Origin of the sequence: Pseudarthrobacter sp. NPDC058362, assembly GCF_042723515.1 — a bacterium.
GTDB lineage: Bacteria > Actinomycetota > Actinomycetes > Actinomycetales > Micrococcaceae > Arthrobacter.
In genome coordinates this window covers 37544-63267 of sequence record NZ_JBHXIW010000008.1, presented here as the reverse complement: position 1 = coordinate 63267, position 25724 = coordinate 37544, and the positions used below count along the sequence as shown (strand labels likewise).

Here is a 25724-nt window from a genome sequence, read left to right as displayed (position 1 = left end):
CGTCATGACGATGAGCGGCGGCCGATGATTGCGTCCACGACCCCGCGGAGGTCCAGCTTCCCCTCGGCGGCGCGTCCCAGCAGCGCACCAATGGCCATGAACAGGAGTGACACCAGGAAGCCCCACAGCCCGAATTCCAGCGACATGAACGCGACGAAGGCTCCAACGGCCGCGCCCGCAATGGTGAGGTTCACAGGAGCGCCTCCCGCTCGCCCGGTGCCGCAGTGACTGGTTTGACCGGTGGCGGCACATACACATCGGTTATTTCCACATTGACCTCGATGACCTGGAGGCCCACCAGCTCCTCCACGGCCCGGTAAACGGCTGCTCGAACCTGGTCGGCCAGGGAGTGCAGCGGTGTGCCGTAGCTGGCCACCAGTTCGATGTCCACGGCCACCTGGGTTTCGCCGACTTCGGCGTGGATGCCGGCCGCGTGGTCCGAGCTGCCTACTGCGTCCCGAATGGCGCCGAGCGCCCGGGAAGGGCCTGAGCCCAGCGAATGCACGCCCGGGACCGAACGTGCCGCAATGCCTGCCACTTTGGCGACGGCGGGTTCAGAAATAACGGTCCGGCCCAGGCCTGGTGTCTGCTGCGGCACCGGCAGGGGTGCGGCGGCTTCAAGGATGTCCCCGGGTACGGGTTGTGGGTTCTGGTATTCCATCAGGCACTCCCCTTCTGTTGTTTCCACCCTATCCCTCCGTTACCGCCGTGGTCAGGCGAAGCACCGGAGAAAACTGCCGGACACGGAAGGGGAGGGGCACGTTCCCTTACGAACGTGCCCCTCCCCTTTTGATTGCTCCTAAGCCGGTCAGCCCAAGGTGCGCCTGCCGTCAGCCGAAGTGCGGCCGGCGGACGCGTCCCGCGGATCCGCTGCCGGGGATGACGCGGCCGTGGCCTGCTCCGGCAGTTCGCCGGTGGCCAGCATCTCGGACAGCTGCGCCTCAACAGCCTCTGCCACCTGGTCCTGAACCTGCCCCGCCAGGTGTTCCTGGTAGTGCTCCTGGACGGAGTCGTGCATCGTGTCCTGCATGGTGTCCTGAACGTGCTCGGTCACATGGGCGGTTACCTGGTCCCGCGCGAGCTTCCGCTGCGCACGCATCAGGGCTTCATGCTCGCCGTGGAACGCTTTGGCGGTCGCGATGCACATCAGGATGAGCACCACGCTGAACGGCACCGCCGTCAGGATGGCGGCCGTTTGGATCGCCGTCAGTCCATCGGCCAGCAGCAGGGCGATGGCAACACCGGCCGCGGAAAGGGCCCAGAACACGCGCAGCCAATTCCGCGGCTCCACGTCGCCGCCGGTGGAGATCATTCCCATGACCAGGGCGCCGGAGTCGGCCGAGGTGATGAAGAAAATGGCGATGAGCAGGATGGCACCGACCATCAACAGGGTTCCGGCCGGGAGGCTGCCCAGGAGGTCGAACAGTGCACCCTCGGTGTCCACGGTTCCGTCCTCACCGATGAGTCCGCCGCCGCCAAACAGTTCGCGGTAAATGGCGGCCCCGCCAAGGACGGAGAACCACAGGAAACCGACAGTAGTGGGGACCAGGAGGACGCCGGCCACAAACTGGCGGACGGTGCGGCCCTTGGAAATGCGGGCGATGAAGATGCCGACGAAGGGTGCCCAGGAGATCCACCAGCCCCAATAGAAGGTGGTCCATGCCGCCTGCCAGGCCTCGCCTTCCGCGCCGGAGTAGGCCAGCGTGTTAAATGTCAGGCCGACGACGTTCTGCAGGTAGTGGCCCAGGGACTGGACGAACTCGCGCAACAGGAAGAGCGTGGGGCCGGTGAACAGAACCACCAGCATCAGCAGCCCGGCGAGCACCAGGTTGATGTTCGAGAGCCACTTCATGCCCTTGCCCACGCCGGACACCACGGAAACAATGGTGAGCGTGATGATGCACAGGATCAGGCCGATCTGCGTCATGGTGGTCGCTTCGAGGATGTTGGCCTGGTCCAAGCCGGCGGATATCTGCAGGACACCGAGACCCAGCGAGGTGGCCACGCCGAAGAGCGTGCCCACCAGGGCAACGACGTCGATCAGGTTGCCCCAGCCGCCGGCTACGCGCTTCTTGCCCAGGAGCGGTTCCAGTGTCCACCGGATGGAGATGGGCCGGCCCTTGCGGTGCACGGCATACGCGATGGAGACGCCCACCACCACGTAGATGGCCCAGGCGTGCAGTCCCCAGTGGAGGTAGGTCTGGGTCATGGCCTGCTGGGCCAGGACCATCGGGGAACCCTCTACGCCGGGGCGCGGTGCGGCGAAGTGGTTCAGCGGCTCCGCCACGCCAAAGAACACCAGGCCGATGCCCATGCCCGCGGCGAAAAGCAGGGCGAACCACGACATGACCGAAAACTCGGGTTCATCGTCGTCCTTGCCGAGCTTGATGTCACCGTAGCGGCTGAGCCCGATCCAGAGGGAGAACACCACAAACAGTGCGATCGCCGCGACGTAGTACCAGCCGAACCACTGGATGACGTTGCCCTGGATGGTACCGAAGACGTCCGTGGCTGATGCCGGGAACAGGATGGCGAAGAGGACGAAGACGATAATTGCGGCAGCTGCGGGCCAAAAGACCCATCTTGCGAGGTATTGCCCTTTCGTTCCGGGCGGTTGGTCCGCCCCTTGGTTCAAGGCTTGTGGCGCTCCCTGTGGTTCGCTGATGGTCCGTTTGCCTGGTGTGGCGGACATTCCCAGTTTCTCCTTATGCGCTGTGCAACGCTCAGACTTCTCTTGGTTTTAGTCTCGAGCCTGCAAGTCTACGGAACCGGCGGGTGGCCCGGTCTTTCGATTTTAAATGCAGAAATGCAGGCTCCAACGAAGAAAAGCACCAGTTCCGAAGAACTGGTGCTTCCCAGTGGTGGCTCCGACCGGCGTCGATCCGGTGACCTTTCGATTTTCAGTCGAACGCTCTACCAACTGAGCTACAGAGCCTAGGTGACTAGTCACCGTGATGGCCGGAATTTCTTCCAACAATCAGAGCGACCCTGACGGGACTTGAACCCGCGACCTCCGCCGTGACAGGGCGGCGCGCTAACCAACTGCGCTACAGGGCCTTGCGTTTCTTGCTTTGCAGTATCTCTACCGCGTTTTTCAAGGCTTCCAGCCTACCAGACTTTTTCAGCCTGGTTGACCAGTTCCTTGCGTACCCCCAACGGGATTCGAACCCGTGCCGCCGCCGTGAAAGGGCGGTGTCCTAGGCCGCTAGACGATGGGGGCCAGAACCTGTCCGGAACAAAGAAAAAGGCTTCCAGCCGGGGCTTTCCGTCTTTGTCCTTGGCGTTTCTCCGAACTGGACTCTAAAACTATAGGGCCTGGGCGCGCATTAACCAAAATCGGGGCAGAATCCCGCCCGGACGGGCCATTTGCGGGTGAAGATGGACCCATGGATGCTGTTGCAGCTCTCAATGAGATTGCTTTCTGGCTGGAGCGCGGACGCGCCGCCACCTTCAAGGTCCAGGCTTTCCGCAAGGCGGCCGCGGCGATCAGCGGCCTGCCGCCGGAGGAGGTCCGGGCGCGGGCGGTGTCCGGCCGGCTGAAGTCCATGAAGGGAATCGGCGACCGGACGTTCCAGGTGATCCGGCAGGCGGTGGAAGGGAATGTCCCGGAATACCTGGCGGACCTGCGGGAGAAGGGCGCCAAGCCGCTGGCCGCCGGCGGCGCGGAGCTTTCCCGGCAGCTGCGCGGCGACCTGCACAGCCACAGCGAATGGTCCGACGGCGGCTCCCCCATCGAGGTGATGCTCGCCGCCGCTGCGGTGCTGGGGAGAGAGTATGTCGCGTTGACGGACCATTCACCCAACCTGACCATCGCCAACGGCCTCTCGGCCGAACGCCTGAACGAACAACTGGACGTGGTGGCCGCCCTCAACGGCGGGAACGGCACCGGGCCCACGCTATTGAGCGGCATCGAGGTGGACATCCTGGAGTCCGGCGAGCTGGACCAGGACCCTGCGTTGCTCGACCGGCTGGACGTCGTGGTGGCCAGCGTCCATTCCAAGCTCCGGGCGGATACGAAAACCATGACCCGGCGGATGCTGGGCGGCATCCGCGCCCCGCACACCAACGTGCTGGGCCACTGCACCGGACGGCTGGTGGAAGGATCCAGGGGTACCCGGCCACCGTCGGACTTTGACGCCCGCGTTGTGTTCGCCGCCTGCGCCGAACACAACGTGGCGGTGGAGATCAATTCCCGGCCCGAGCGCCAGGACCCGCCGGACGCACTGATCCAGCTCGCACTTGAGGCCGGGTGCCTGTTTTCGATCGACAGCGACGCCCACGCGCCCGGCCAGCTGGACTTCCTCCAGTACGGGGCGGAACGGGCCGAACGGAACGGCGTGCCGGCCGAACGGATCGTGACCACCTGGCCCGTTGACCGCCTCTTGGAGTGGACAGCCACCAAACGCTAAGCCTGCTCCCACCGGGCACCGTCCGCTGACGCTTTTGGCAGGATCTTGCCCTGACATGGCCGATTTCCGCCAGACCGATGGCGCCCACCGAAGCTAGATTGGCTTCATGCCCCCGATCACGCACGTTGCCCGTCCCGCCGCTGCCCGCCCCGCGCCCGGCCGCACCAAAGCCCTGGGCGTCGCCGCGATGGTGGTGACGGTGGTGTTGTGGGCCTCCGCGTTCGTGGGGATCCGGGCCGTTGGCCCGCACTTCTCCCCCGGCTCCCTGACGCTGGGCAGGCTGGCGATTGCCGCCGTCGTACTCGCTGTCCTGGTGGTGCCCCAACTGCTCAGGAGCCGCCTGCTGCCGCAGGGGCGCGAATGGCTGCCCATCCTGGCCTACGGCGTGATGTGGTTCGGCGGGTACAACGTGGCGCTGAACGCTGCCGAACACGTCCTGGATGCCGGCACCAGCGCCTTGCTCATCAACGTCAATCCCATCCTGGTGGCCATCATGGCGGGCTTATTCCTCAAGGAAGGCTTTCCACGTTGGCTGCTGATCGGCAGCACCGTGGCTTTCGCGGGGGTAGCGCTGATTGCCTTTGGCTCCGCGCGGCCGGCCGCGGACGGGGAAAGCACGACGGCGGATGTTGCAGGCGTGGCGCTTTGCCTCCTGGCCGCCGTGCTCGCCGCAGTCAGCGTCATCATCCAGAAACCGGTGCTGCGGAAGTTCCCCGCGGCACAGGCCACCTGGTTCGGCATCCTGGTGGGGGCGCTGTGCTGCCTGCCGTTCGCGGGCCAACTGGTGGCGGAGGTGCAGGCAGCTCCCCCCGCGGCTACCGGCGGGCTGGTGTACCTCGGGATCTTCCCCACCGCGATCGCGTTCACCACCTGGGCGTATGCCCTCTCCCTGGTGGACGCCGGCAAGCTGGCGGCGACCACATACCTGGTTCCCGGCACCACCATCCTGATTTCGTGGCTCCTGTTGGCCGAAGTTCCCGGCGAGTGGGCCCTGGCGGGCGGTGTGGTGTGCCTGGTGGGGGTAGCGCTGACCCGGCGGCGGAGCGGTACCGGCGTGCGGCGCTAGAGTCGGGGTATGCGAGCAAGCCTGCCTCCCGGACAGCCCAGCGTTCCAGGAATGCCCAACGTTCCCGGCGGTCCACACGAACCGTGGAAACCAGGCGGCGCCGGCTTCAGCATGTCCGCGGACGAGTTCGAAGCGGCCGTCAGCGATGCCCTCGACTCCATCCCGCCGCGGCTGGCCCGCGCCATGGACAACGTGGCAGTGTTCATCGAGGACCGCTACGTTCCGCACCCGGGCGAAGATCCTGAAACCTCGCTGTTGGGCCTCTACGAGGGCGTACCGCTGACAGAACGCGACTCGTGGTGGGGTGCAGGGTCCCTGCCGGACCGGATCACCATCTACCGCGAGGCCATCCTGGACATCTGCGCTTCGCGGGACGAAGTTATCCATGAGGTAGCGGTGACCGTGGTCCACGAAGTCGCCCACCATTTTGGCATCGACGACGACCGGCTGCATGAGCTGGGCTGGGGCTAGCCTGTAGGCATGGGACACGACCACGGCCACGTATCGGGATTGACTGCCGCCGGACGGCACCGCAAGCGTCTGCTCGCCGTCCTGGCGATCACGCTGGCCGTCGTGCTGGTCCAGGCCGTGGGCGCCGCCCTGTCCGGCTCGCTGTCCCTGCTGGCGGATGCGGGCCACATGCTCTCCGACGCCGCCGGAGTCACCATCGCGCTACTCGCCGCATGGATCGCAGGGCGCCCGGCCAGCGACCAGCGCACCTACGGCTACCAGCGCGCCGAAGTGCTCGCCGCGCTCGCCAACGCACTCGTCCTCATCACGATCTCGGTGGTGATCTTCAGCGAGGCCCTCCGCCGCATCGGTTCCGCCCCGGACGTCCAGACGGACATCATGCTCTTCGCCGCCATACTGGGCGCCGCCGCCAATATTGCTTCCCTGCTGATCCTGCGCGGCGCCCACCAGGAAAGCCTGAATGTCCGCGGCGCCTACCTGGAGGTACTGGGGGACCTTCTGGGCTCCCTGGCGGTAATCGCGGCGGCGGTGGTCATTATGCTCACGGGGTTCAACGCGGCGGACACCATCGCGTCCGTGCTGATCGCGCTGATGATCCTGCCCCGCGCCTGGCACCTGCTGCGGGATGTGGTGGACGTCCTGCTGGAAGCCAGCCCCAGAGGGGTGGAAGTGCAGATGATCCGCGAGCACATCCTCTCGGTGGAGGGTGTGACGGACGTGCACGACATCCACATCTGGACCATCACCTCAGGTGTTCCTGTGTTTTCAGCCCACGTGGTGGTGGAGGACGGGGTGCTCAACGCCCGCGGCGCGGACCAGCTCCTCGACAAACTGGTGGTATGTCTGGGGACGCACTTCGACACGGACCACTGCACGTTCCAGCTGGAGCCGGCCAGCCACTCCGAGCACGAATCGCGACAGCACGCCTGACGTCAGTCGTTGCCCAGGACGGGGCCGAACCGGGCCCGGTCTGCCAGGCGGGCGTCCTCGCGGTCCGGGACCACCATGACAGGGCCTTTTGCGTGGTGCAGGACGCCGCCCGACGTCGAACCGAGAAGCATCCCCGTGAAGCCGCCGCGGCCGCGCGTTCCCAGCACCACGAGCTCCACATGCCGGCTGGCCTCGACCAGCACGTCCACAGGCGACCCGTCCTTCAGTTCCCCTTCGATGCGGAGGTTCGGGAAGTGGCTGCGCAACCACGCCATCCCGGCGTCGAGCGTGACCTGGATGTCATCGAACAGGGCCTTGCGGTCCATGGGAGCGGGAACCCATGCCAGGGACCCGCTGTATTGCGGCACCGCACAAACCACCCGCAGCGATGCGCCGAGCCGTTCAGCCTGCTCCGCAGCTTCCAGCAGGGCAACGCGCGCCTGCTCAGAGCCGTCCACGCCCGCCACCACGACGTTTTCGACCAGTTTGTGGCCTTCCTGTGCCTGCTCGGCGCGGATCCGCCGGTCCTCGGTGGTTTCGCCCAGCCGGTCCGAGCAGACCAGCGGCACCGTGACCGTGGGGCATTTCGCGTGGGCGGGCAGGGCACTGCTCACGGATCCGAGGAGCCTCCCGACGAACCCGCCGCGGCCGCGCGTGCCGAAAACCAGCAGCTCAGCGGTTTCCGACATCTCCAGGAGGACCCCTGAAGCGTCTCCGTTTTCCACTGATGAGGTGACCTCGATGTCGTAGCCCATCACCTTCTCAACGGCCTGCCGGACGATGGCCTCGGCGCCCTCGCGGATCACCGAATCGTCCACTGTGGCGTAGCCGCCGTCCAACCCGGAGGCGGCGAAGATGGGCACCGAGTAGGCACTGACGATATGAAGCGGCCGACGGCGGCGCTGGGCTTCGCGGGCGGCCCACACAAGGGCGCATTGGCCATGTTCAGAGCCGTCCACGCCGACCACGACACCCCGCGGGGCTACGGGAACGGCTACGTCCTCCCACCGGGGGTCCGGCTGCGATTCTCCTGCGCCCATGGCCGCCTCCTTGCTGTGCCTGATGATGCCGCTATTCTGCCAGAAAGCGAGGGCCGCGGCGCCGTTTTACCTGCGGAAAGGCTTTTCTGAGAGGGGACTATCCAGCACGCCAAATGTTCTGTAGTCTTCTGGACATTGTTGATCCGGGCGCCCGCCCATTCCGTGTCTCCGGGCTGCCCGGCAACGTGCTGCGGCCGGACTTTTGGGGTGACGGAACGCGCGCCGGCAACGATGCCGGCACCTGCCGAAACGTCGAAGGAGCGAACCTGTAGTGTCAAGCATGCCTGGGGATGCCGGTACTGAACAGACCACCACCGTCATTGTTGGCGCTGGCCTCCCGGGCCTGGCGGTGGCGGCGGAGCTGCGCCGCCGTGGCGTGCCCGCCATCGTGGTGGACGGCCTGGACCCGCACAGCACCTCCCGACACCCGGCCACGGGGTCCCAGCAGCGCTGCGACGCGCCGGACTCGGAGACCCTCCGCGAACGCAACGAGATCCTGCGGCACCTGCGCAATTACGCGGCCAGCCACGACGTGGACATCCGCAGCATCCGGGCCGTGCAGCTGGCCCGCACGGTACCCACGCACGGCACGGGCGCCCCTGCGTGGGAGGTCCACACTTCGGCGGGCGTCCTGATGGCGCAGCATGTGGTCCTCACCCGCTGCGCGCAAAGCCAGCTCCGGCGGATGGTCAGCGAACTTGATCTCATTGCCGGGGGAAACCCGGCCGCTGCCATGCGCGCCGTGGGCATCTACCTGGTGGGAGTGGGCGAACTCATCACCCCGTCCCCCAAGGACGTCCTCCGTCAGGCCAAGACAGTGGGGCAGGCCATCTCCGCCCAGGTCAATCCGGGCAGTGAGGCCTGTCCGCCCACGGCCAGCCTGGCGATGCTCCCCTGCTAGGAAGCGGCTACTCCCCTCCGGCGCCGAGGCGGCGGCGGGCCAGGAAGGCGAGGGTGGCCAGCAGCCCGACTGCCACTGCAGCGAAGATGACGATGCTCCACTGGAACGGCTGCCCGTCGCCGGCAGGTTCCGGCTCAGAGGTGACCCCCGGCTGGGGCGTGGTGATGGCCGGAACTGAAGCGGCCGCCGTCGTACTTCCGGACGGTGCGGTACTTCCGGAGGCCGCGCCGGCAGCGGTGAAACTGAATGTGCCCTCGATGGGGTGCGAATCCGAACTGACCACCCGCCACGCCACCGTGTATTTACCCGCGGGGCCGCCGTTCTTCAGCTTTTGCGTGGCCACGTTGTCCACGATCTCCACCGGGCCGTCGGCCCACTCGGCACCCGAGGCGTCCTTGACCGAGAAGGAGGCGCCGATGCCCAGCGGTTTCTGGCTGAACGTCACCGAAACCCGGTCAGGCGGAGCCGGCACCGTGGCCCCCTGGGCCGGGCTGCTGGACTCGGCAGCGTCGTGTGCGGAGGCTGGGCCGGCCAACCCCAGCAGGGCGGCGGCGAAGACGGCCAGGCCGAGCAGGAAGCCCGGCAGGCGACGGCGGAAAGAACCCATGGGTGCTTTGTTCCTTAGTATCAGCGGCCCAACAGACGGTGTTGGCTTGCTAACAGACTAGGCGAATTTGCGGCGTGGCCTGTCGCTGCGCCCGTAGGATTCTGGTATCCCCACCCAATTCCCCGGAGGACTAATGCTTAAGCAAGGCTCTGCCCTGGACCGGTATTTCATGATCACGGAACGCGGCTCCAACCTCTCCCGCGAGATCCGCGGCGGCTTCGCCACTTTCTTCGCCATGAGCTACATCGTGGTGCTGAACCCGTTGATCCTTTCCGGCCCCGACTCCGCCGGCACCACGCTGGGCTTCACCGCCGTTGCCGCCGTGACCGCCTTCGTGGCCGGCATCCTGACCATCCTCATGGGGGCGTGGGCCAAACATCCCTTCGCGCTGGCCACGGGGCTGGGCGTCAACGCGTTCGTTGCCGTCACTGTAGCCACCAACCCGGGATTGACCTGGCCGGACATGATGGGCCTGGTGGTGATCTCCGGCGTCACCATGCTGATCCTGGTCCTCACAGGGTTCCGGACCGCGGTGTTCAAGGCCGTCCCGGACGGCCTCAAGACGGCGATCGTGGTGGGCATTGGTTTGTTCATCGCGCTGATCGGCCTGGTCAACGCCGGGTTCGTCCGCCGCATCCCGGATGTTGCCGGGACCACCGTCCCCGTGGGACTGGGCTTCGACGGCAAGCTGCTGGGCTGGCCCACCGCCGTGTTCGTGTTCGGCCTGGTCCTGACCATCGCCCTCGTGGTGCGCAAGGTCAAGGGCGCCATCCTGATCGGCATTATCACCTCCACCGTGATCTCCGTGATCCTGGAACTGACGCTCAAGATCGGCCCCAGCTTCGACGGCAAGACCTACAACCCCGAGGGCTGGTCCCTGGTGGCGCCCACGTTCAGCGGCTGGGCCGCTCCGGACCTCTCCCTGATCGGCAAGGCGAACCCTTTCGGCGCGTTTGAGCACCTGGGCTTCGTGGCGGCCACGCTGCTGGCGTTCGTGATCCTGCTCAGCATTTTCTTCGACGCCATGGGTACCATGGTGGGCCTGGCCAACGAGGCCGGCACGGTGGACGAGCACGGCAACATCCCGAACGTGGACCGCGTCCTGCAGGTGGACGCGCTGGGTGCCATCGCCGGCGGCGGGGCGTCCGTCTCCTCCAACCAGATCTACGTGGAAGCCGGCGCCGGCATCGGCGAGGGTGCCCGCACCGGTGTCGCCTCGATCGTCACCGGAATGCTGTTCCTCGTGGCCATGTTCTTCACACCGCTGATCAATCTGGTGCCGTTCGAGGCTGTGGCCCCCGCCCTGGTGGTGGTGGGCTTCATGATGGTGTCCCAGGTGGGCAAGATCGACTGGCAGGACTGGGGCATCGCGATTCCGGCGTTCCTGACGTTCACGCTGATGCCGTTCACCTATTCGATCGCCAACGGCCTGGGTGCCGGCTTCATTGCGTACGTGCTGATCCGCACCGTGCAGGGACGCGCCAAGGACATCCACCCGCTGATGTGGGCCGTGGCCGGCGCCTTCCTGCTGTTCTTCGCCGTGGGGCCCATCGAGGCCGCCCTCGGCATGTAGCCGGCTATACCGGGGTGTTAGGCGCGAGCCCCTCATCCCCGGCAACTGCGCGGGCCTTCCGGGCCCGGAGCCGGTCCAGCCGGTTCATCAGGGGTGAGGTGGTGGCGCCGTGGATCACGATCGACAGCGCCACCACCAGGCCCACGAAGGACCACAGCCACTCCTCCTGGCCGCCGAACTCCCCCTTGCCCAGCGCGTAGGAGAGATAGTAAAGCGAGCCGATGCCGCGGATGCCGAAGAAGGACAGCGCGATCCGTTCCCGCGGCCCGGTCTTGCCGCCCAGCAGCCCCAGCCAGCCGGCCAGCGGGCGCACCAGCAACAGGAACGCCAGGGCGACCAGCAGTTCGGTCCAGCCGAGCCCGGCGAGCAGCCCGCGGGCGATCGCGCCGCCCAGCAGGACCAGGATCACCACGGTCATCAGACGTTCCAGTTGCTCCACGTAGGAATGCAGCACGCCGTGGTAGTCGTGGGTGTGTTCGGCGGCCCGGATGGTGACGGCACAGACAAAGACGGCGATGAAACCGTACCCCTCCACCATTTCGGCCAGGCCGTACGCCAGGAACGTGGCTGCCAGCGCCACGAAACCCTCCGCGTGGTTGGACAGCCTCAGGCTCTCCTTCCGGGCGGAGAAGAACATCCGGGCCAGCAGCTTGCCGGTGAGGAATCCCAGCAGCAGCCCGATGGCCAGCCGCCAGAGCACGTCCACGCCGAACCACTGCGGGAACCAGGCTCCCGGCGACGATCCCACGATGCTGATGGCTATCGCCAGGTAGACGAACGGGAAAGCCAGGCCGTCATTCAGGCCGGCCTCGGAGGTCAGCCCGAACCGGACCTCGTCCTCCTTGTCTGCGCTTTCCTCCTCATCCGCAGGCTCCCCCACCTGGACTTCAGAGGCGAGGACGGGGTCGGTGGGGGCCAGGCTGGCCGCCACCAGCAGGGCCGCCCCCAGGCCGAGGCCCAGGAACCACAGGCCAAGCAGCGTGAGGAGGATGATGCACAGCGGCATCGCCACGCCCAGCAGCCGCCACGTGGTGGCCCAGCGCTTCCGCCCCACAGGCCGGTCCAGCGCCAGGCCGGCACCCATCAGCGAAATGATGACGCACACTTCGGTAAGGTGCACCACGAAGTCCTGATGGGCCAGCGGATCAGGGTCCGGCAGCGAGGGAATCAGCGCAAAAGCCGCCATTCCGGCGCCCAGGAACACCATGGGCATAGAAAAGGGCATGTTGCGCAATAACTTGGGCAGCACGGCAGCAATAAACACAGCCAGGCCTGCCGCGGCAAAAACAATGCTGGGGGCTTCAAACACAGGGGCGTCCTCCGGCGTCGGGTTGCTCAACCTTAGCCCGTGCCGCTCGCCCGGCGGATGTTCTTGGATTCCAGACAAGCCGACGGCGGCGCTGCTGGTTTTTGTCCGGCCCGTTTGGTGAGCTTGGACCATGCCAGCCGTGAGCCCCGCCGTCGACACCCCGCCCCAGCCCTGGACCGGAAGGAACGACGGCGACGCTGCCGCCCACCGCCGCTGGTGGCAGGCGGTGCAGCCATACTCCGGACCGGCGGAAGCCACGACGTCGCAGGCCACCAGGCCGGCTGCCCTGCTGGGCTTCGCGAGCGATGAAGGCGTGCGCCGGAACAAGGGCCGACAGGGTGCAGCCGCTGCGCCAGCCACCATCCGCGCAGCGCTGGGCCCCCTCGCCTTCCACCTGGACAGGGCCGTGTCCGACGCCGGCGACGTCACCGTCACCGGCGGGTCCCTGGAGGACGGCCAGGAGCGGGCGGGCCGCACCGTCGCTGCCATGCTCGACGCCGGACACCTCACTGTGGTGCTCGGCGGCGGCCACGAAACCGCGTTCGCCAGCTACCTCGGGGTCGCCGCCTCCGCAGGCGTCCAGGGCGGCCGCCGGCTGGGCGTCCTGAACCTTGACGCGCACTTCGACCTGCGCGACGAGCCGGTCCCGAGTTCCGGCACCCCGTTCCTCCAGATGGCCCGCGCAGAAGCCGCTGCCGGCCGCGAACTCCGGTACGCCGTCGTCGGAATTTCCGAACCCAACAACACCCGCGCGCTCTTTGACACCGCAGATGAGCTGGCCGTGCAGTACCTCCTGGACGAGGACTGCAGCGCGGAGCGCACCGAGGCCTTTGTGGCTGGCTTCCTGGCGGACATCGACGTGCTGTACCTGACGATCGACCTGGACGTGCTGCCCGCATCGGTGGCGCCCGGCGTCAGCGCCCCCGCCGCCTACGGCGTGCCGCTGCCGGTGATCAGCGCCGTGTGCCGCCAGGTGGCCGCCAGCGGAAAGCTGCTGCACCTGGACGTGGCGGAGCTAAACCCGGAATTCGACATCGACGGCCGGACCGCGAAGGTGGCCGCGCGGCTGCTGAACACGCTGCTGCGCTGACGCTGCTACCGCCGTTTGACCACGTAGCGGCGCTCCGGGCGTCCTACCCCGTATTTCAGCCGCACGTCCAGCGCCCCCTCATCATGCAGGTATTCGAGGTAGCGGCGGGCGCTCACCCGGGACGTTCCCAGTTGCTCGGCAACCTCGGCCGCGGACAGGTCACCCGGAGCCGTGGCCAGTGCCGCCTCCACCAGCTTCAGGGTCTCGGCGCTGCAGCCCTTCGGCAGCGGACGCTCCACCCGGTCCAGCCCGAAAACACGGTTGACATCAGACTGTTCCGCCACGTCCTTGGCCAAGTCCAGGCCCTGGTAGGCGCTCCGGTAATGCTCCAGCCGCTCCTGCAGGTCCGCCTGCGAGAAGGGCTTGATCAGATAATGGACGATGCCGCCGCGCAGCGCCCTCCGCACCGTCTCCACCTCGCGGGCCGCGCTGATCACCAGCACGTCCAGCTCCGGTGCGACCTCCCGCAGCCGGTGCATGAGGTCCAGGCCGTTGATGTCCGGCAGGTGGATGTCCAGCAGCACCAGATCCGGCTGCAGCCGCTCGGTTTCGGCGATGGCCTGGGCACCGGTGTGCGCGGCTCCCACCACCGCGAACCCCGGGGTCCGTTGGATAAAGCCGGCGTGCACCTTGGCAACCATGAAATCGTCGTCAACGATCAGTACCTTGATCATCCTGCTGTCTTCCTGGTGAAGCGGGCAGTGAATACTGCCCCGTCGTTGTTGGCCACAGTGAGGTCCCCGCCGGAACGCCGGCAAACCACCCTGGACAGGGCCAGACCAAAGCCGCGGCCGCCGTCGCGTCCGGAGTCCTTGGTGCTGAAGCCCTGCCGGAAGATATCCTCTTCCGCCCCGGCCGGCACGCCCGGCCCGGTGTCCCGGACCGTCACGGTGACCTGCTCCCCATCGTCGGCCACCAGCACCCTGACGGCCGCGTGCGGAAGTCCCGTGACGGCGTCGAACGCGTTGTCCACCAGGTTCCCCACCACCGTGGCGAGGTCCCGCGAGAGCTCATCGCTCACAGGGCCAAGGCGGGAGTCCGGGTTGAGCTGGAGCTGCACCCCGCGTTCGGTGGCGAGACTGGATTTGGCAATCAGGAGAGCGGCGAGCGCGGGGTCGTGGACGCGGCTGGTGACCTCATCGTTGAGCCTGGTGCGGTCCACCGTTGCACCGTTGACGAATTGGACCACCGAATCGTAGTCACCGATCTGGATCAGCCCTGAAATGACGTGCAGCTGGTTGGCGAATTCGTGCGCCTGGGCCCGGAGTGTGTCCGTGGCCGTGCGCGTGGCACCGAGTTCGCGCTCCAGGGAGGACAGCTCGGTTCGATCACGGAGGGTGGTGACGGAACCGATCTGCCGGCCGCGCGAACTGATCGGTACCCGGTTCAGCACCACCAGCCGCTCCCCTACCAGCACGAGCTGGTCCGGGTCCGGCTGGTCGCGCGTCAGCACCGTCTTCAGCGCAGGGTCCACCGGAAGCGAGCCCAGGCTCCTGCCAACACAGTCGGCCGGCAGGCCCAGCAGGGCCCGGGCGCTGTCGTTGGCCACCGTGATGCGCTCATTGAGGTCCAGCGCCACCACTCCCTCCTTCAGGCCGCGAAGCATGGCCTCCCGGTTTTCCACCAGGCCGGTGATCTCGCTCGGTTCCATGCCGAGCGTCTGCCGCTTGACGCGCCGGGAGAGCAGCAGGGATCCTGCCACGCCGAGCACGCTGGCAACGCCAAGGTACGTCAGGAGGTTGGGAACGGCGCCGACCAGCCGCTCCATGACGGTGGGAAAGTTCCGGCTAATGGAGGCGATGCCGATCATCTCGCCGGCGTCGTTGAGAACCGGCACGTGCGCGGAGAGGATATCGGTGCGGTTCCCGCCCACCACGCCGGTCCACGCCCTGCCTTCCATGACCCGGCTGGGGCCCAGCTCCAGCTGCCGGCCCAGCAGGTTGGGATCGGAAGACGCGACGACTGTACGGTCCGCCCGCGCGAGCGTCACCTGCGCGGACCCGGAGACGGTGCGGACGGATTCCGCCACGGCCGGCAGCGCCGATCCGGTTCGCGGCTCGGCATCGGGCAGGAGGGCGCGGACCGTCGGGTTGTTGCCCAGGGCTTCCGCGGCGGAGAGTGCCCGCCGTCCTTCCACCCGTTCAAAGGTGGCGGCGGACTGGGCCAGGGAAATGGCCACCACGCCCACCAGTACGGCCAGCACGATCAGCAGCTGCAGCACCAGGTACTGTCCGGCCAGGGACATCCCTCTTCGTCGAGTCACTGGTGTTGATTCCTTAGGGTGGATCGCAGGCTTCCGGCCTCCGGCGCGGGTACCGGAACTATACCGCAGGGCCGCCTCGGGGGCGCCTCCGCACTCCCATGCAGGAGCCCGCCCGGCGTGAACGCAATGAACTTAACTTTCTCTGCGTACACAAGAGTGACCGGCATCACGGCCGAACCTAGCATCGGAGATACCCGTTCAGCAGTGCTGACCAGTTTTACGAGAAGAGGAAATACCATGCGCCAGATCCGCGCATTGCGAGTTGCCGCCGTTGCCGCCGGCATCGCCCTGATGGCCACCGGCTGCGGTGCCACCGGCAAGACTTCCGGTTCCGAAAGCACCGGCGCCGCCGGGCCGATCACCAAGCTCCAGATCATGGTTCCCAACACCCCCGGCGGCGGTTACGACACCACCGCCCGAGCCGCCGCGAAGGTCCTCGACGACGAGAAGATCGCCACCAACACCGAGGTCTTCAACCTCGCAGGTGCCGGTGGCACCGTGGGCCTGGCCCGCGTGGTCAACGAGAAGGGCAACGGCGACCTGGCCATGCTCATGGGTCTGGGCGTTGTGGGCGCCAGCTACACCAACAAGTCCGAGTCCAAGCTGACCGAGACCACCCCGCTGGCCCGCCTCATCGAAGAGCCCGGCGCCATCATGGTGGGCAAGGACTCCCCGTTCAAGACCATTGATGACCTGGTGAAGGCCTGGAAGGCTGATCCCGGCTCCATCGCCGTCGGTGGCGGCTCGTCCCCCGGCGGTCCGGACCACCTCCTGCCGATGCAGCTGGCCGGCGCGGTGGGCATTGACGCCACCAAGGTCAACTTCGTGTCCTACGACGGCGGCGGCGACCTGCTGCCCGCAATCCTCGGCAACAAGCTAGGGTTCGCCGCCTCCGGCGCGGGCGAGTACCTGCAGCAGATCAAGTCCGGCGAAGTCCGCGTCCTTGCCACCAGCGGCGAAGAGCGACTGGAAGGTGTTGACGCCCCGACGCTGAAGGAATCCAACATCGACCTGGTGTTCACCAACTGGCGCGGCGTCGTGGCTCCTCCGGGCATCAGCGACGAGGACAAGGCGTCCCTGATCGCCGCCCTGGAGAAGATGCACGGCACGGAGGCATGGAAGGAAACCCTGAAGACCCACAGCTGGACTGATGCGTTCATCACCGGTGACGAGTTCGAGACCTTCCTCTCCGAGCAGGACCAGCGGGTGGAGGACGTCCTGACGAAACTGGGCCTGGCGTGAGCTCTTTGGCTGCCAGCCTCAAAGGCCGCGCCGAGCTGGGGGTAGCCCTCCTGCTCGGCGCAGCCGGCGTCCTGGTCTTCCTGGACGCAAACGGACTGGTCGCCCCGTACTCCCAGTCCGACCCGGTGGGGCCCAAGACCGTTCCCTTCATCGTGGCCGGCATGCTGGTGGCCTGCGCTGTCCTCCTTGCCCTCAACGTCCTCCGCGGCGGCCAGGGCGAGGCGGAGGGCGGTGAGGACGTGGATCTTACCCACCCAGCGGACTGGAAGACCGTGCTGCCGCTGGCCGGCGCGTTTATCCTCAACATCCTGCTGATCGACTGGGCGGGCTGGGTGGTTTCCGGGACCGTGCTGTTCTGGGGCAGCGTGCTGGCGCTGGGCAGCCGCCGCTACGTCCGCGACGGACTCATCTCCGTGGCACTGTCGCTCCTGACCTTCTACGGCTTCTACCTCGGCCTGGGCATCGCGCTCCCGGCCGGACTCCTGGAAGGAGTCCTCTGATGGACATCTGGTCCTCCCTGATGGACGGTTTCGCCACCGCCCTGACCCCCATGAACCTCCTGTACGCCATGATCGGCGTGATCCTCGGAACCGCCGTCGGCGTTCTTCCCGGGCTTGGCCCCGCCATGACCGTAGCGCTCCTGCTCCCGGTGACGTACGCGCTCGAACCCACCAGCGCCTTCATCATGTTTGCCGGCATCTACTACGGCGGCATGTACGGCGGTTCCACCACCTCGATCCTGCTGAACACGCCGGGCGAATCGTCCTCCGTCGTCACCGCCATTGAGGGCAACAAAATGGCAAAGGCGGGCCGTGCGGCACAGGCGCTGGCGACGGCGGCCATCGGCTCGTTCGTCGCCGGCACCATCGGCACGGCGCTCCTCGCCGTGTTCGCGCCCGTGGTGGTCCAGTTCGCCGTGAGCCTGGGTGCGCCCAGCTACTTCGCGATCATGATCCTGGCGCTCCTGGCCGTCACCGCCGTGCTGGGCAACTCGCGGCTCCGCGGTTTCGCGTCACTGTCCCTGGGCCTTGCCATCGGCCTGGTAGGCATGGATTCTGTCACCGGCCAGCGGCGGCTCACCTTCGGCCAGCCGCTGCTCGCTGACGGGCTGGACATCGTGGTGGTGGCCGTAGCCATCTTCGCGGTGGGCGAAGCCCTCTGGGTGGCAGCGCACCTGCGCCGCACGCCCCTCCATGTCATTCCCGTAGGCCGGCCCTGGATGGGCAGGAAGGACTGGGGCCGGTCGTGGAAGCCGTGGCTGCGCGGTACCGCCTTCGGCTTCCCCTTCGGCGCCCTGCCGGCCGGCGGCGCGGAGATCCCCACATTCCTGTCCTACGTGACCGAGAAGCGGCTGAGCAAGCATCCCGAGGAGTTCGGCAAGGGCGCCATCGAAGGCGTGGCCGGTCCGGAAGCGGCCAACAACGCCGCTGCCGCCGGAACACTGACCCCCATGCTGGCCCTGGGCCTGCCCACCAATGCGACGGCCGCCGTCATGCTTGCCGCGTTCACCACCTACGGCATCCAGCCCGGACCCCAGCTGTTCTCCAGCCAGGGACCGCTGGTGTGGGCGCTGATCGCCAGCCTCTTCATCGGCAACCTGCTGCTCCTGCTGATCAACCTTCCCATGGCGCCGCTGTGGGCCAAGCTCCTGCAGCTGCCCCGGCCCTACCTTTACGCGGGCATCCTGTTCTTCGCCACCTTGGGCGCCTACTCAGTGAACCTGCAGGCGTTCGACCTGGTGATCCTCCTGCTGCTCGGCGCGCTGGGCTTCATGATGCGGCGGTTCGGCCTGCCGGTCCTGCCGCTGGTCCTGGGCGTCATCCTTGGCCCCCGCATCGAAGGGCAGCTGCGGAAGACCCTCCAGCTCAGCGCCGGAGACCCGGCAGGGCTGTTCAGTGAGCCGATCGCCGTCGTGGTTTATATCCTCGTGGGGCTCATTCTGCTCTGGCCGCTGCTCTTCCGGCTGGTACGGCGGAAGCGTCCGGCGAAGGAATCCCCGGTGCCCGCCAATTCCGGCGCAGCTGACTACAGCGACTAAGCAACCCCACCCCACACCAAAGGAGACATCATGACCATCGTGGTGGGATACGTCCCGACCCCGGAAGGCGAAGCCGCCCTCACCCAGGCCATCGCAGAAGCGAAGAGGAGCAGCACCACCCTCCTGGTGATCAATTCCTCCAAGGGAGACGCCCTGGTGGACAACCGCTACGCACAGGAGCCGGAGATCCAGTCCATCGAGGACCGGTTGGCCATCCAGGGCGTGGACCATGTCATCCGGCAGCCGGTGCGCGGCCACGATGCCGCCGCCGAGGTCCTGGACGCCGCGGAGGAACATGACGCGCAGCTCATCGTGATCGGGCTGCGCCGCCGGACCCCCGTGGGGAAACTGATCCTGGGCAGTGTCTCCCAGCGCATCCTCCTCGAAGCCGACTGCCCAGTGCTGGCCGTCAAGGCCTGAACACCGGCCTTGGTTAAGAGCAGAATCCCCGTCCGCTGCAGCGGACGGGGATTCTGTTCTTAAGGGGTTTTGCTAGCTGCGACGCACCTGCACACCGTCAGATTTAAGGAAGAGCTGCTTTTCAGCCGGACCGGCGGGGACGAGCCACAGCACGTTTCCGCTCTGCGAGACCTCCTCCACCTCCCCGGCTGCCACCACATGCGCATGCTTGATGATCTCGACGCGGTCACCGGGCTGGAAGGTCTTCCAGTCGGATACCGTGGCGGAGTGGGCATGGCGCCTCGACAGGACTGCCCCACGTGCTTTCATTTGAACTTCTACCCCTTTGTATACGTCCGTGCCACAGCGTCTTTGATGTGACTTTCACTACATCTTCAGTTCTACTACAATTCCGGACCTCCGGATGACCAACGCGGCGTTAATTCCGCCCTTTGGACAGGAAGGGTCGGGAACTGAAGATCCTTCGCGCTCAGGCGAGGGTTCCGACGGCGGATTCGGCCGCCCGGACCACCTCACCGGAGTCAACCAGCAGGTCAGCCGCTTCCAGTTCCGGGGAAAGGAACCGGTCAGTGCCAGGGCCCTCCACCACGTCCCGCAGAGCCGCCACGATGGCGGTGCCCGCGGGACCCGGGGTGAGGACACCGCCGGAAAGCTGGGTTCGGATGTCCAGGGCGCGGGCCGACGTCACCAGTTCAATGGCCAGCACCCGGCGCAGGTTCCGTACTGCCTTGCGCAGCTTCCTGGCGGCGTGCCAGCCCATGGACACGTGGTCCTCCTGCATGGCGGAGCTCGGAATGGAGTCCACCGACGCCGGCACCGCGAGCCGCTTGTTGTCCGACACCAGTCCGGCCTGCGTGTACTGCGCAATCATGAGTCCGGAATCGACACCCGGGTCCGATGCCAGGAAGGCCGGGAGTCCGTGCGAGCGGGCGGGATCCAGCATGCGGTCCGTCCGCCGCTCGGCAATGGAGCTCAGGTCCGCCACGGCAATGGCCAGGAAGTCCAGGACGTACGCCACGGGGGCTCCGTGGAAGTTGCCGTTGGAGCTGACCCGGCCGTCCGGGAGCACCACAGGATTATCGATGGCGGCGTCCAGCTCGCGGGACGCCACCAGCGCTGCATGGTCAAGGGTGTCCCTGACCGCCCCGGCAACCTGCGGCGCGCAGCGCAGCGAGTACGCGTCCTGGACCTTGGAGTCACCCACGCGGTGCGAGGCAACGATCGGCGAATCCGACAGCACGCGCAGCATGTTGTCCGCTGACGCGGCCTGGCCCGGGTGCGGGCGCAGGGCCGCGTGCAGCTCCGGCAGGAACACCTGGTCGGTGCCCAGCAGGGCCTCCACGCTGAGCGCGGCGGTGATGTCCGCCGTCGTCAGCAGTTTGCGGAGGTCCGCGATGGCCATCAGGAGCATGCCCAGCATGCCTTCGGTCCCGTTGACCAGTGCAAGCCCTTCCTTCTCGGCGAGCGTGACCGGCTCGATGCCGTGTTCCGCAAGCAGCTCAGCGACCGTCCGCTGTCCCCGCCCGCCGTACGTCACGCCGTCGGGCCCTTCCGCCTCGCCTTCACCCATGAGGACCAGGGCGCAGTGCGAGAGGGGCGCCAGGTCGCCGGAGCAGCCGAGCGAGCCGAACTCGCGGACCACGGGCGTGATGCCGGCGTTGAGGACGTCCACCATAGTCTGCAGGACCGCGGGGCGGACGCCGGTGCGGCCCGACGCGAGCGTCTTGGCGCGCAGGAACATGATGCCGCGGACCACTTCGCGTTCCACCGCCGGACCCATGCCCGCGGCGTGGCTGCGGATCAGCGACTTCTGCAGCTGCGTGCGCAGCTCATGGGGGATGTGCCGGTTGGCCAGCGCACCGAATCCGGTGGAAATTCCGTAGGCGGGGACGTCGCTGGAGGCCAGCCCGTCGATGTGGGCGCGGACCTTCGCGACGGCGGCGAGGGCCTCCGGTGAGACGGTCACCTTGGCGTCGTGACGCGCGACGGCGACCACGTCCTCCGGCGTGACGCCGCTGGAGCCGAGGGTGACGGTCAGCGGTTCATGGGTTGTTAGGGTCATTTTGATTCCTACTTCTTTGCTTCTGCGGAATCTGCTGACTCCTGCATAGGGATGCGGACGCCGCGTTCCTTTGCGACCTCGAGGGCACGGTCGTAGCCGGCGTCGGCGTGGCGGATGACACCCATGCCGGGGTCGTTGGTGAGCAGGCGCTCGAGCTTCTCCGCGGCGAGGTCAGTACCGTCAGCCACCGAAACCTGGCCGGCGTGGATGGACCGGCCGATTCCAACGCCGCCGCCGTGGTGCAGGGACACCCAGGTGGCGCCCGAAGCGGTGTTGAGCAGGGCGTTCAGCATCGGCCAGTCGGCGATAGCGTCAGAACCGTCCGCCATGGCCTCCGTTTCACGGTACGGGGAGGCCACGGAACCGGAGTCCAGGTGGTCGCGGCCGATGACGATCGGAGCCTTGACCTTGCCTTCCTTGACCAGCTGGTTGAAGAGCAGGCCGGCCTTGGCGCGCTCGCCGTAGCCAAGCCAGCAGATGCGGGCGGGGAGACCTTCGAATTCCACGCGCTCACCGGCGGCGTCGATCCAGCGGTGCAGGTGCTTGTTCTCGGGGAACAGCTCCTTGATGGCCTTGTCCGTGACGGCGATGTCCTCAGGGTCGCCGGAGAGGGCAACCCAGCGGAACGGGCCCAGCCCTTCGCAGAAGAGCGGACGGATGTAGGCGGGAACGAAGCCGGGGAACTCGAAGGCCCGCTCGTAGCCGCCCTTGCGTGCTTCGTCGCGGATGGAGTTGCCGTAGTCGAAGACTTCGGCGCCGGAGTCCTGGAACTCGACCATCGCCTGGACGTGGCGGGCCATCGACGCCTGGGCCTTCTTGGTGAAGCCTTCGGGGTCGGCCTCGGCTTCGCGGTGCCATTCGTCCACCGTGATGCCCTCGGGGAGGTAGGACAGGGGATCGTGGGCGGAGGTCTGGTCGGTGGCGATGTCCACCGTCAGCTCGCCGGCCCTGTGGCGGCGCAGAATTTCCGGGAATACCTCGGCTGCGTTGCCCACGTAGCCCACGGACCAGCCGCGGCGCTCTTCCTTGGCCTTCTGCACCTTGGCGATGGCGGCGTCGAGGTCGGTTTCCACCTCGTCCAGGTAGCGTTTGCCGGCCCGGCGGCGCAGGCGGGTCTCATCGACGTCAACAATCAGGCACGCGCCCTCGTTGAGGGTGACGGCGAGGGGCTGGGCGCCGCCCATGCCGCCGCAGCCGCCGGTAAGCGTCAGGGTTCCCGCGAGGGTGCCGTTTTCGTCGCCGGTGAGCTTGCGGGCAATCGCGGCGAAGGTTTCGAACGTTCCCTGCAGGATGCCCTGGGTGCCGATGTAGATCCAGGACCCGGCGGTCATCTGGCCGTACATCATCAGGCCCTCGGCCTCGAGGCGGCGGAACTCGGGCCAGTTGGCCCAGTCACCCACGAGGTTGGAGTTCGCCAGCAGCACCCGCGGAGCCCATTCGTTGGTGCGGAAGACGCCCACCGGCTTGCCCGACTGGACCAGGAGGGTTTCGTCCTTCTCCATGTTCTCCAGGGTGCGGGTGATGGCGTCGAATGCCGCCCAGGATCGGACGGCGCGGCCGGTGCCGCCGTAGACCACCAGGTCATCCGGACGCTCCGCGACCTCCGGATCCAGGTTGTTCATCAGCATGCGCAGAGGAGCTTCCGTCTGCCACGACTTGGCGGAGAGCTCGGTGCCGCGGGCTGCTTTGACCGGGCGGGCCCCGGTGGTGAAATCGGCGGGTGCCATGGTGGCTCCTTTGTAGTTTGGTAGAAGAAGTTCTGTATCTACTAAAGCTCCAAAGCGGTGCCGACCACAGGGGTTTTGGAACGGTACTGTCCGGCATTCCAGACAGTCCCGCCATCCCGTTGCTCTATCACTTTTGGTCCCTAAACCACACGTTTAAGGACCAAGAGTGATAGAGCAAGTCGGGGTTATTGGGAGCGGCGTCCATGCAGGCGCAGGGAAAGCTCATCCGCGGTCTTCTGGATCCGGGCCGCCAGGGCAGGCCATTCCGGCTGGGGCAGTTTGTCTTCGAGGAAGGTCACGGCGATTGCGGCCGTGGGCCAGCCGGTGTGGTCGGTGACCGCCGCGGCAATGGAGCCGAAGCCGGGAGTCACCTCCCCGTGTTCGGTGGCATACCCGCGCTGGCGGACCCGGTCCAGGTGCGAGGACAGCGCGGAGTACTTCATGATGGCGCCCTCCACTTCGTGCCGGGCGGAAAACGCTGCGGCGTTGGGGTACAGCGCGCGGACCTGCGACTTGGGAAGCGCCGCAAGGATGGCCCTGCCGCTGGCGGTGAGATGGCTCGGAAGCCGCACGCCGACGTCGGTCACCAAGGACGGACGGTTCTTGGCGCGTTCCTCGACGATGTAGAGCACATCCCGGCCATGAAGCACTGCGAGGTGCGCGCTTTCGCCAAGTGCATCCACCAGCGACGCCAGGAGCGGCCGGCCCAGCCTGGAGAGCGGTTCCTGGCGCGAATAGGCGGAGCTGAGCTCGAAGGCGCCGATACCCAGCCCGTACCGTTGCTCCTCGTGGAGGTGGAGCACGAAGCCATTTGCCTCCATGACGCCCAGCAGGTGGTAGACGCTGGAGCGCGGCAGCCCGAGGGTAGAGGCGATCTGTGACGCGGCCATGGGACCCCGGCGCGAGGCCAGCAGTTTCAGGATCCGCAGGGTGTTTTCTGCTGCAGGCACCTTCGAAGCGGTTCTGGGTGCGGTATGTGCGGCGGCGTCAGTGCTCATAATTCTCGGCCCTTTCCATGACGTGTGTCCGGTATCCCGTACTCAAGCATGCACCCTGGCCGTTCGGCTTTCGGGAACAGCCAGTCCATCCCGTGTCTGGAATCCCGGACCCACCCCACCCCGCGGAAAGTCCGGGCTGGGGATGGCATCCGGTGCGCCTGAGAGTTGGCCTGGTGCTTATGCCGCCGCTGCGGCGGACCTGACCGCCGCAGCGAGGGACGTCGTCGTGCGTCCGATCAGCCGGCGAAGGTCTCCGCTGCTGACCAGAAGGTCACCGCGGGCGATGCCAAGGTCCGAATCCGCCAGGATCTCCGCGAAGGCCTCCGGCACACCCGCTCCGGCGAGGAGTCCTGCGTAATCGTCCGCCGGAAGGTTGTTGTACGCGATGTCCTTGCCGGTTGCTGCACTGATTTCCGCGGCGAGTTCGGCCATGGTGAAAGGCTCGTCGCCGCCCAGCTCGTACACCCTGCCGGCCTGGTCCTCTGCCGTGAGGACCGCTGCGGCTGCGTGGGCATAGTCGGCGCGGGAGGCGGCACTGATCCTGCCCTCGCCCGCGCTGCCGGCGAGCGCCCCCTGCGCGAGGGCGCCGGGAAGCTGATCCGTGTAATTCTCGAGGTACCACCCGTTCCGCAGCAGGACGACGGGCAGGCCGGACCCGCGGAGCATCGCCTCGGTGGCCCGGTGCTCACCCGCAAGCTTCATGCCCGTGGTCTCAGCATTCGCGATGCTCGTGTAGGCCAGGAGCTCCACGCCCTCCGCCTTGGCAACCTCAATCACGGTGCGGTGTTGCTCTACCCGCCGGCCCACCTCGCTGCCCGAAATGAGAAGCACGCGCTTCGCGCCCCTGAGCGCGGCGGCGACAGAACCGGCGTCGGAATAGTCCATGGACCGCACCTGGACGCCCCGGGCTTCAAAGTCCGCGAGCCTTTCCGTGGCACGGCCCGCTGCGATGATGTCGACGGCGGGGACGCTACGCTCCAGCAGGGCCTCGATGACGTGGCGGCCGAGCTGGCCCGTGGCGCCGGTGACGACGATGCTCATGGTGGTTCCTTTCGGGAAGTAAATGTTGGCACCAGGCACAACAGGCCTCGAACGGAATTACTTCCCCAAAGAGAGTACGCACCTTTAAGTAAGGTACTGACCAGACGGTAAGCTTGGGATATGGAAGCACCTGCGCGTCCGGCTCCCCTGCCCATGGCCTTTGCCGGCGGCGTCTTCCCGGCCGGGTGCCCCAGCCGCACGCTGCTGGACCACATCACCAGCAAGTGGGGCGTGCTGATACTGCTGTCCCTGTCCGAAGGTGAACAACGGTGGAGCGACTTGCGGCGGCGGGCCGAAGGCATCAGCGAGAAGATGCTCGCCCAAACGCTCAAAACGCTCGAACGCGACGGCCTGGTCAGCAGGCACGCCCAGCCGGTCATTCCGCCCCGCGTGGACTACAGCCTCACCGAAAAGGGCTACGAACTCGCCGCACTGCTCATCCCACTGGTCGGCTGGGCGTTCGACAACGCCGAAGACATCATTAACGGCCCACGCTGACGCGGGTGGGGCCTGAAGCAGGCCCCACCCGGTGCAGGG

General features: G+C 67.0%; 25 protein-coding genes and 3 tRNA genes. 12 read left to right on the top strand and 16 right to left on the bottom strand.

The window, feature by feature from the left end; translation table 11 throughout:
* Positions 1–2: 2 nt before the first annotated feature.
* From ACFWIX_RS14390 to ACFWIX_RS14365, 6 genes are all read right to left on the bottom strand, one after another.
* Positions 3–194: a hypothetical protein gene (locus ACFWIX_RS14390; protein ID WP_377216813.1), complete on the bottom strand. Its 192-nt coding sequence runs from the start codon at positions 192–194 to the stop codon at positions 3–5.
* Complete coding sequence (locus tag ACFWIX_RS14385) at positions 191–661, bottom strand: Asp23/Gls24 family envelope stress response protein (protein WP_377216812.1); 471 nt, start codon at positions 659–661, stop codon at positions 191–193. The genes ACFWIX_RS14390 and ACFWIX_RS14385 overlap by 4 nt, the downstream gene beginning before the upstream one ends.
* Before the next feature lie 147 nt (positions 662–808).
* The gene (locus ACFWIX_RS14380) at positions 809–2692 is read right to left on the bottom strand and encodes a BCCT family transporter (RefSeq protein WP_377216811.1); all 1884 of its coding nucleotides are present in this window, start codon (positions 2690–2692) and stop codon (positions 809–811) included.
* Between the two features lie 167 nt (positions 2693–2859).
* Positions 2860–2935 (bottom strand) — tRNA-Phe (locus tag ACFWIX_RS14375).
* A 48-nt stretch (positions 2936–2983) separates the two neighbouring features.
* A tRNA-Asp gene (locus tag ACFWIX_RS14370) sits at positions 2984–3057 on the bottom strand.
* Positions 3058–3147: 90 nt separating this feature from the next.
* A tRNA-Glu gene (locus ACFWIX_RS14365) sits at positions 3148–3220 on the bottom strand.
* A 166-nt stretch (positions 3221–3386) separates the two neighbouring features.
* On the opposite strand from ACFWIX_RS14365, the gene ACFWIX_RS14360 reads away from it, so the two are divergent.
* From ACFWIX_RS14360 to ACFWIX_RS14345, 4 genes are all read left to right on the top strand, one after another.
* The gene (locus ACFWIX_RS14360; protein ID WP_377216810.1) at positions 3387–4409 is read left to right on the top strand and encodes a PHP domain-containing protein; all 1023 of its coding nucleotides are present in this window, start codon (positions 3387–3389) and stop codon (positions 4407–4409) included.
* A gap of 106 nt (positions 4410–4515) precedes the next feature.
* A complete protein-coding gene (locus tag ACFWIX_RS14355) occupies positions 4516–5475 on the top strand; it encodes a DMT family transporter (RefSeq protein WP_377216809.1) in 960 nt (319 codons plus the stop codon).
* A 51-nt stretch (positions 5476–5526) separates the two neighbouring features.
* Positions 5527–5946: a metallopeptidase family protein gene (locus ACFWIX_RS14350; protein WP_377216808.1), complete on the top strand. Its 420-nt coding sequence runs from the start codon at positions 5527–5529 to the stop codon at positions 5944–5946.
* 9 nt (positions 5947–5955) lie between these two features.
* Complete coding sequence (locus ACFWIX_RS14345; protein ID WP_377216807.1) at positions 5956–6876, top strand: cation diffusion facilitator family transporter; 921 nt, start codon at positions 5956–5958, stop codon at positions 6874–6876.
* A gap of 2 nt (positions 6877–6878) precedes the next feature.
* Here ACFWIX_RS14345 and ACFWIX_RS14340 read toward each other — a convergent pair whose 3' ends face one another.
* Positions 6879–7916, bottom strand: coding sequence for a universal stress protein (locus tag ACFWIX_RS14340; RefSeq protein WP_377216806.1), 1038 nt, complete (start codon positions 7914–7916; stop codon positions 6879–6881).
* Between the two features lie 280 nt (positions 7917–8196).
* Between ACFWIX_RS14340 and ACFWIX_RS14335 the strand changes: the two genes are divergently transcribed.
* Entirely contained in the window at positions 8197–8817 is a 621-nt protein-coding gene (locus tag ACFWIX_RS14335; protein ID WP_377216872.1) for an FAD-dependent monooxygenase, read from the top strand.
* Between the two features lie 7 nt (positions 8818–8824).
* Here the strand turns inward: ACFWIX_RS14335 and ACFWIX_RS14330 are convergent, their stop codons facing one another.
* Positions 8825–9424: a copper resistance protein CopC gene (locus ACFWIX_RS14330; RefSeq protein WP_377216805.1), complete on the bottom strand. Its 600-nt coding sequence runs from the start codon at positions 9422–9424 to the stop codon at positions 8825–8827.
* 133 nt (positions 9425–9557) lie between these two features.
* Between ACFWIX_RS14330 and ACFWIX_RS14325 the strand changes: the two genes are divergently transcribed.
* Positions 9558–10997 (top strand): NCS2 family permease, encoded by a 1440-nt coding sequence (locus ACFWIX_RS14325; RefSeq protein WP_377216804.1) that lies wholly within the window; start codon positions 9558–9560, stop codon positions 10995–10997.
* A gap of 4 nt (positions 10998–11001) precedes the next feature.
* Here the strand turns inward: ACFWIX_RS14325 and ACFWIX_RS14320 are convergent, their stop codons facing one another.
* The gene (locus tag ACFWIX_RS14320; protein WP_377216803.1) at positions 11002–12306 is read right to left on the bottom strand and encodes a cation:proton antiporter; all 1305 of its coding nucleotides are present in this window, start codon (positions 12304–12306) and stop codon (positions 11002–11004) included.
* Between the two features lie 130 nt (positions 12307–12436).
* On the opposite strand from ACFWIX_RS14320, the gene hutG reads away from it, so the two are divergent.
* On the top strand, positions 12437–13396 hold the full coding sequence (gene hutG / locus ACFWIX_RS14315) for a formimidoylglutamase (protein ID WP_377216802.1): 960 nt from the start codon (positions 12437–12439) through the stop codon (positions 13394–13396).
* A gap of 5 nt (positions 13397–13401) precedes the next feature.
* On the opposite strand, the gene ACFWIX_RS14310 is transcribed toward hutG, so the two are convergent.
* The gene (locus tag ACFWIX_RS14310; protein ID WP_377216801.1) at positions 13402–14070 is read right to left on the bottom strand and encodes a response regulator; all 669 of its coding nucleotides are present in this window, start codon (positions 14068–14070) and stop codon (positions 13402–13404) included.
* Entirely contained in the window at positions 14067–15641 is a 1575-nt protein-coding gene (locus ACFWIX_RS14305; RefSeq protein ID WP_377216871.1) for an ATP-binding protein, read from the bottom strand. Before ACFWIX_RS14305 ends, ACFWIX_RS14310 begins: the two co-directional genes overlap by 4 nt.
* A 255-nt stretch (positions 15642–15896) precedes the next feature.
* Between ACFWIX_RS14305 and ACFWIX_RS14300 the strand changes: the two genes are divergently transcribed.
* Genes ACFWIX_RS14300 through ACFWIX_RS14285 form a run of 4 tightly spaced genes read left to right on the top strand, consistent with a single transcriptional unit; the run spans position 15897 to position 19359 of the window.
* Entirely contained in the window at positions 15897–16901 is a 1005-nt protein-coding gene (locus ACFWIX_RS14300; RefSeq protein WP_377216800.1) for a Bug family tripartite tricarboxylate transporter substrate binding protein, read from the top strand.
* Positions 16898–17401, top strand: coding sequence for a tripartite tricarboxylate transporter TctB family protein (locus ACFWIX_RS14295; RefSeq protein ID WP_377216799.1), 504 nt, complete (start codon positions 16898–16900; stop codon positions 17399–17401). Before ACFWIX_RS14300 ends, ACFWIX_RS14295 begins: the two co-directional genes overlap by 4 nt.
* A complete protein-coding gene (locus ACFWIX_RS14290; protein WP_377216798.1) occupies positions 17401–18939 on the top strand; it encodes a tripartite tricarboxylate transporter permease in 1539 nt (512 codons plus the stop codon). The genes ACFWIX_RS14295 and ACFWIX_RS14290 overlap by 1 nt, the downstream gene beginning before the upstream one ends.
* A 30-nt stretch (positions 18940–18969) precedes the next feature.
* Positions 18970–19359 carry a universal stress protein gene (locus ACFWIX_RS14285; protein ID WP_377216797.1) on the top strand — a complete coding sequence of 130 codons (390 nt, stop codon included), beginning with the start codon at positions 18970–18972 and terminating at the stop codon, positions 19357–19359.
* A 72-nt stretch (positions 19360–19431) separates the two neighbouring features.
* On the opposite strand, the gene ACFWIX_RS14280 is transcribed toward ACFWIX_RS14285, so the two are convergent.
* From ACFWIX_RS14280 to ACFWIX_RS14260, 5 genes are all read right to left on the bottom strand, one after another.
* Complete coding sequence (locus tag ACFWIX_RS14280; RefSeq protein ID WP_377216796.1) at positions 19432–19668, bottom strand: hypothetical protein; 237 nt, start codon at positions 19666–19668, stop codon at positions 19432–19434.
* A 160-nt stretch (positions 19669–19828) separates the two neighbouring features.
* Complete coding sequence (hutH, locus tag ACFWIX_RS14275) at positions 19829–21421, bottom strand: histidine ammonia-lyase (protein WP_377216795.1); 1593 nt, start codon at positions 21419–21421, stop codon at positions 19829–19831.
* Between the two features lie 8 nt (positions 21422–21429).
* Positions 21430–23148 carry a urocanate hydratase gene (locus tag ACFWIX_RS14270; RefSeq protein ID WP_377216794.1) on the bottom strand — a complete coding sequence of 573 codons (1719 nt, stop codon included), beginning with the start codon at positions 23146–23148 and terminating at the stop codon, positions 21430–21432.
* A gap of 185 nt (positions 23149–23333) precedes the next feature.
* Complete coding sequence (locus ACFWIX_RS14265) at positions 23334–24146, bottom strand: IclR family transcriptional regulator (RefSeq protein ID WP_377216793.1); 813 nt, start codon at positions 24144–24146, stop codon at positions 23334–23336.
* Positions 24147–24323: 177 nt separating this feature from the next.
* A complete protein-coding gene (locus tag ACFWIX_RS14260; protein WP_377216792.1) occupies positions 24324–25187 on the bottom strand; it encodes an SDR family oxidoreductase in 864 nt (287 codons plus the stop codon).
* 120 nt (positions 25188–25307) lie between these two features.
* Between ACFWIX_RS14260 and ACFWIX_RS14255 the strand changes: the two genes are divergently transcribed.
* Entirely contained in the window at positions 25308–25685 is a 378-nt protein-coding gene (locus ACFWIX_RS14255) for a winged helix-turn-helix transcriptional regulator (RefSeq protein WP_377216791.1), read from the top strand.
* Positions 25686–25724: the final 39 nt, after the last annotated feature.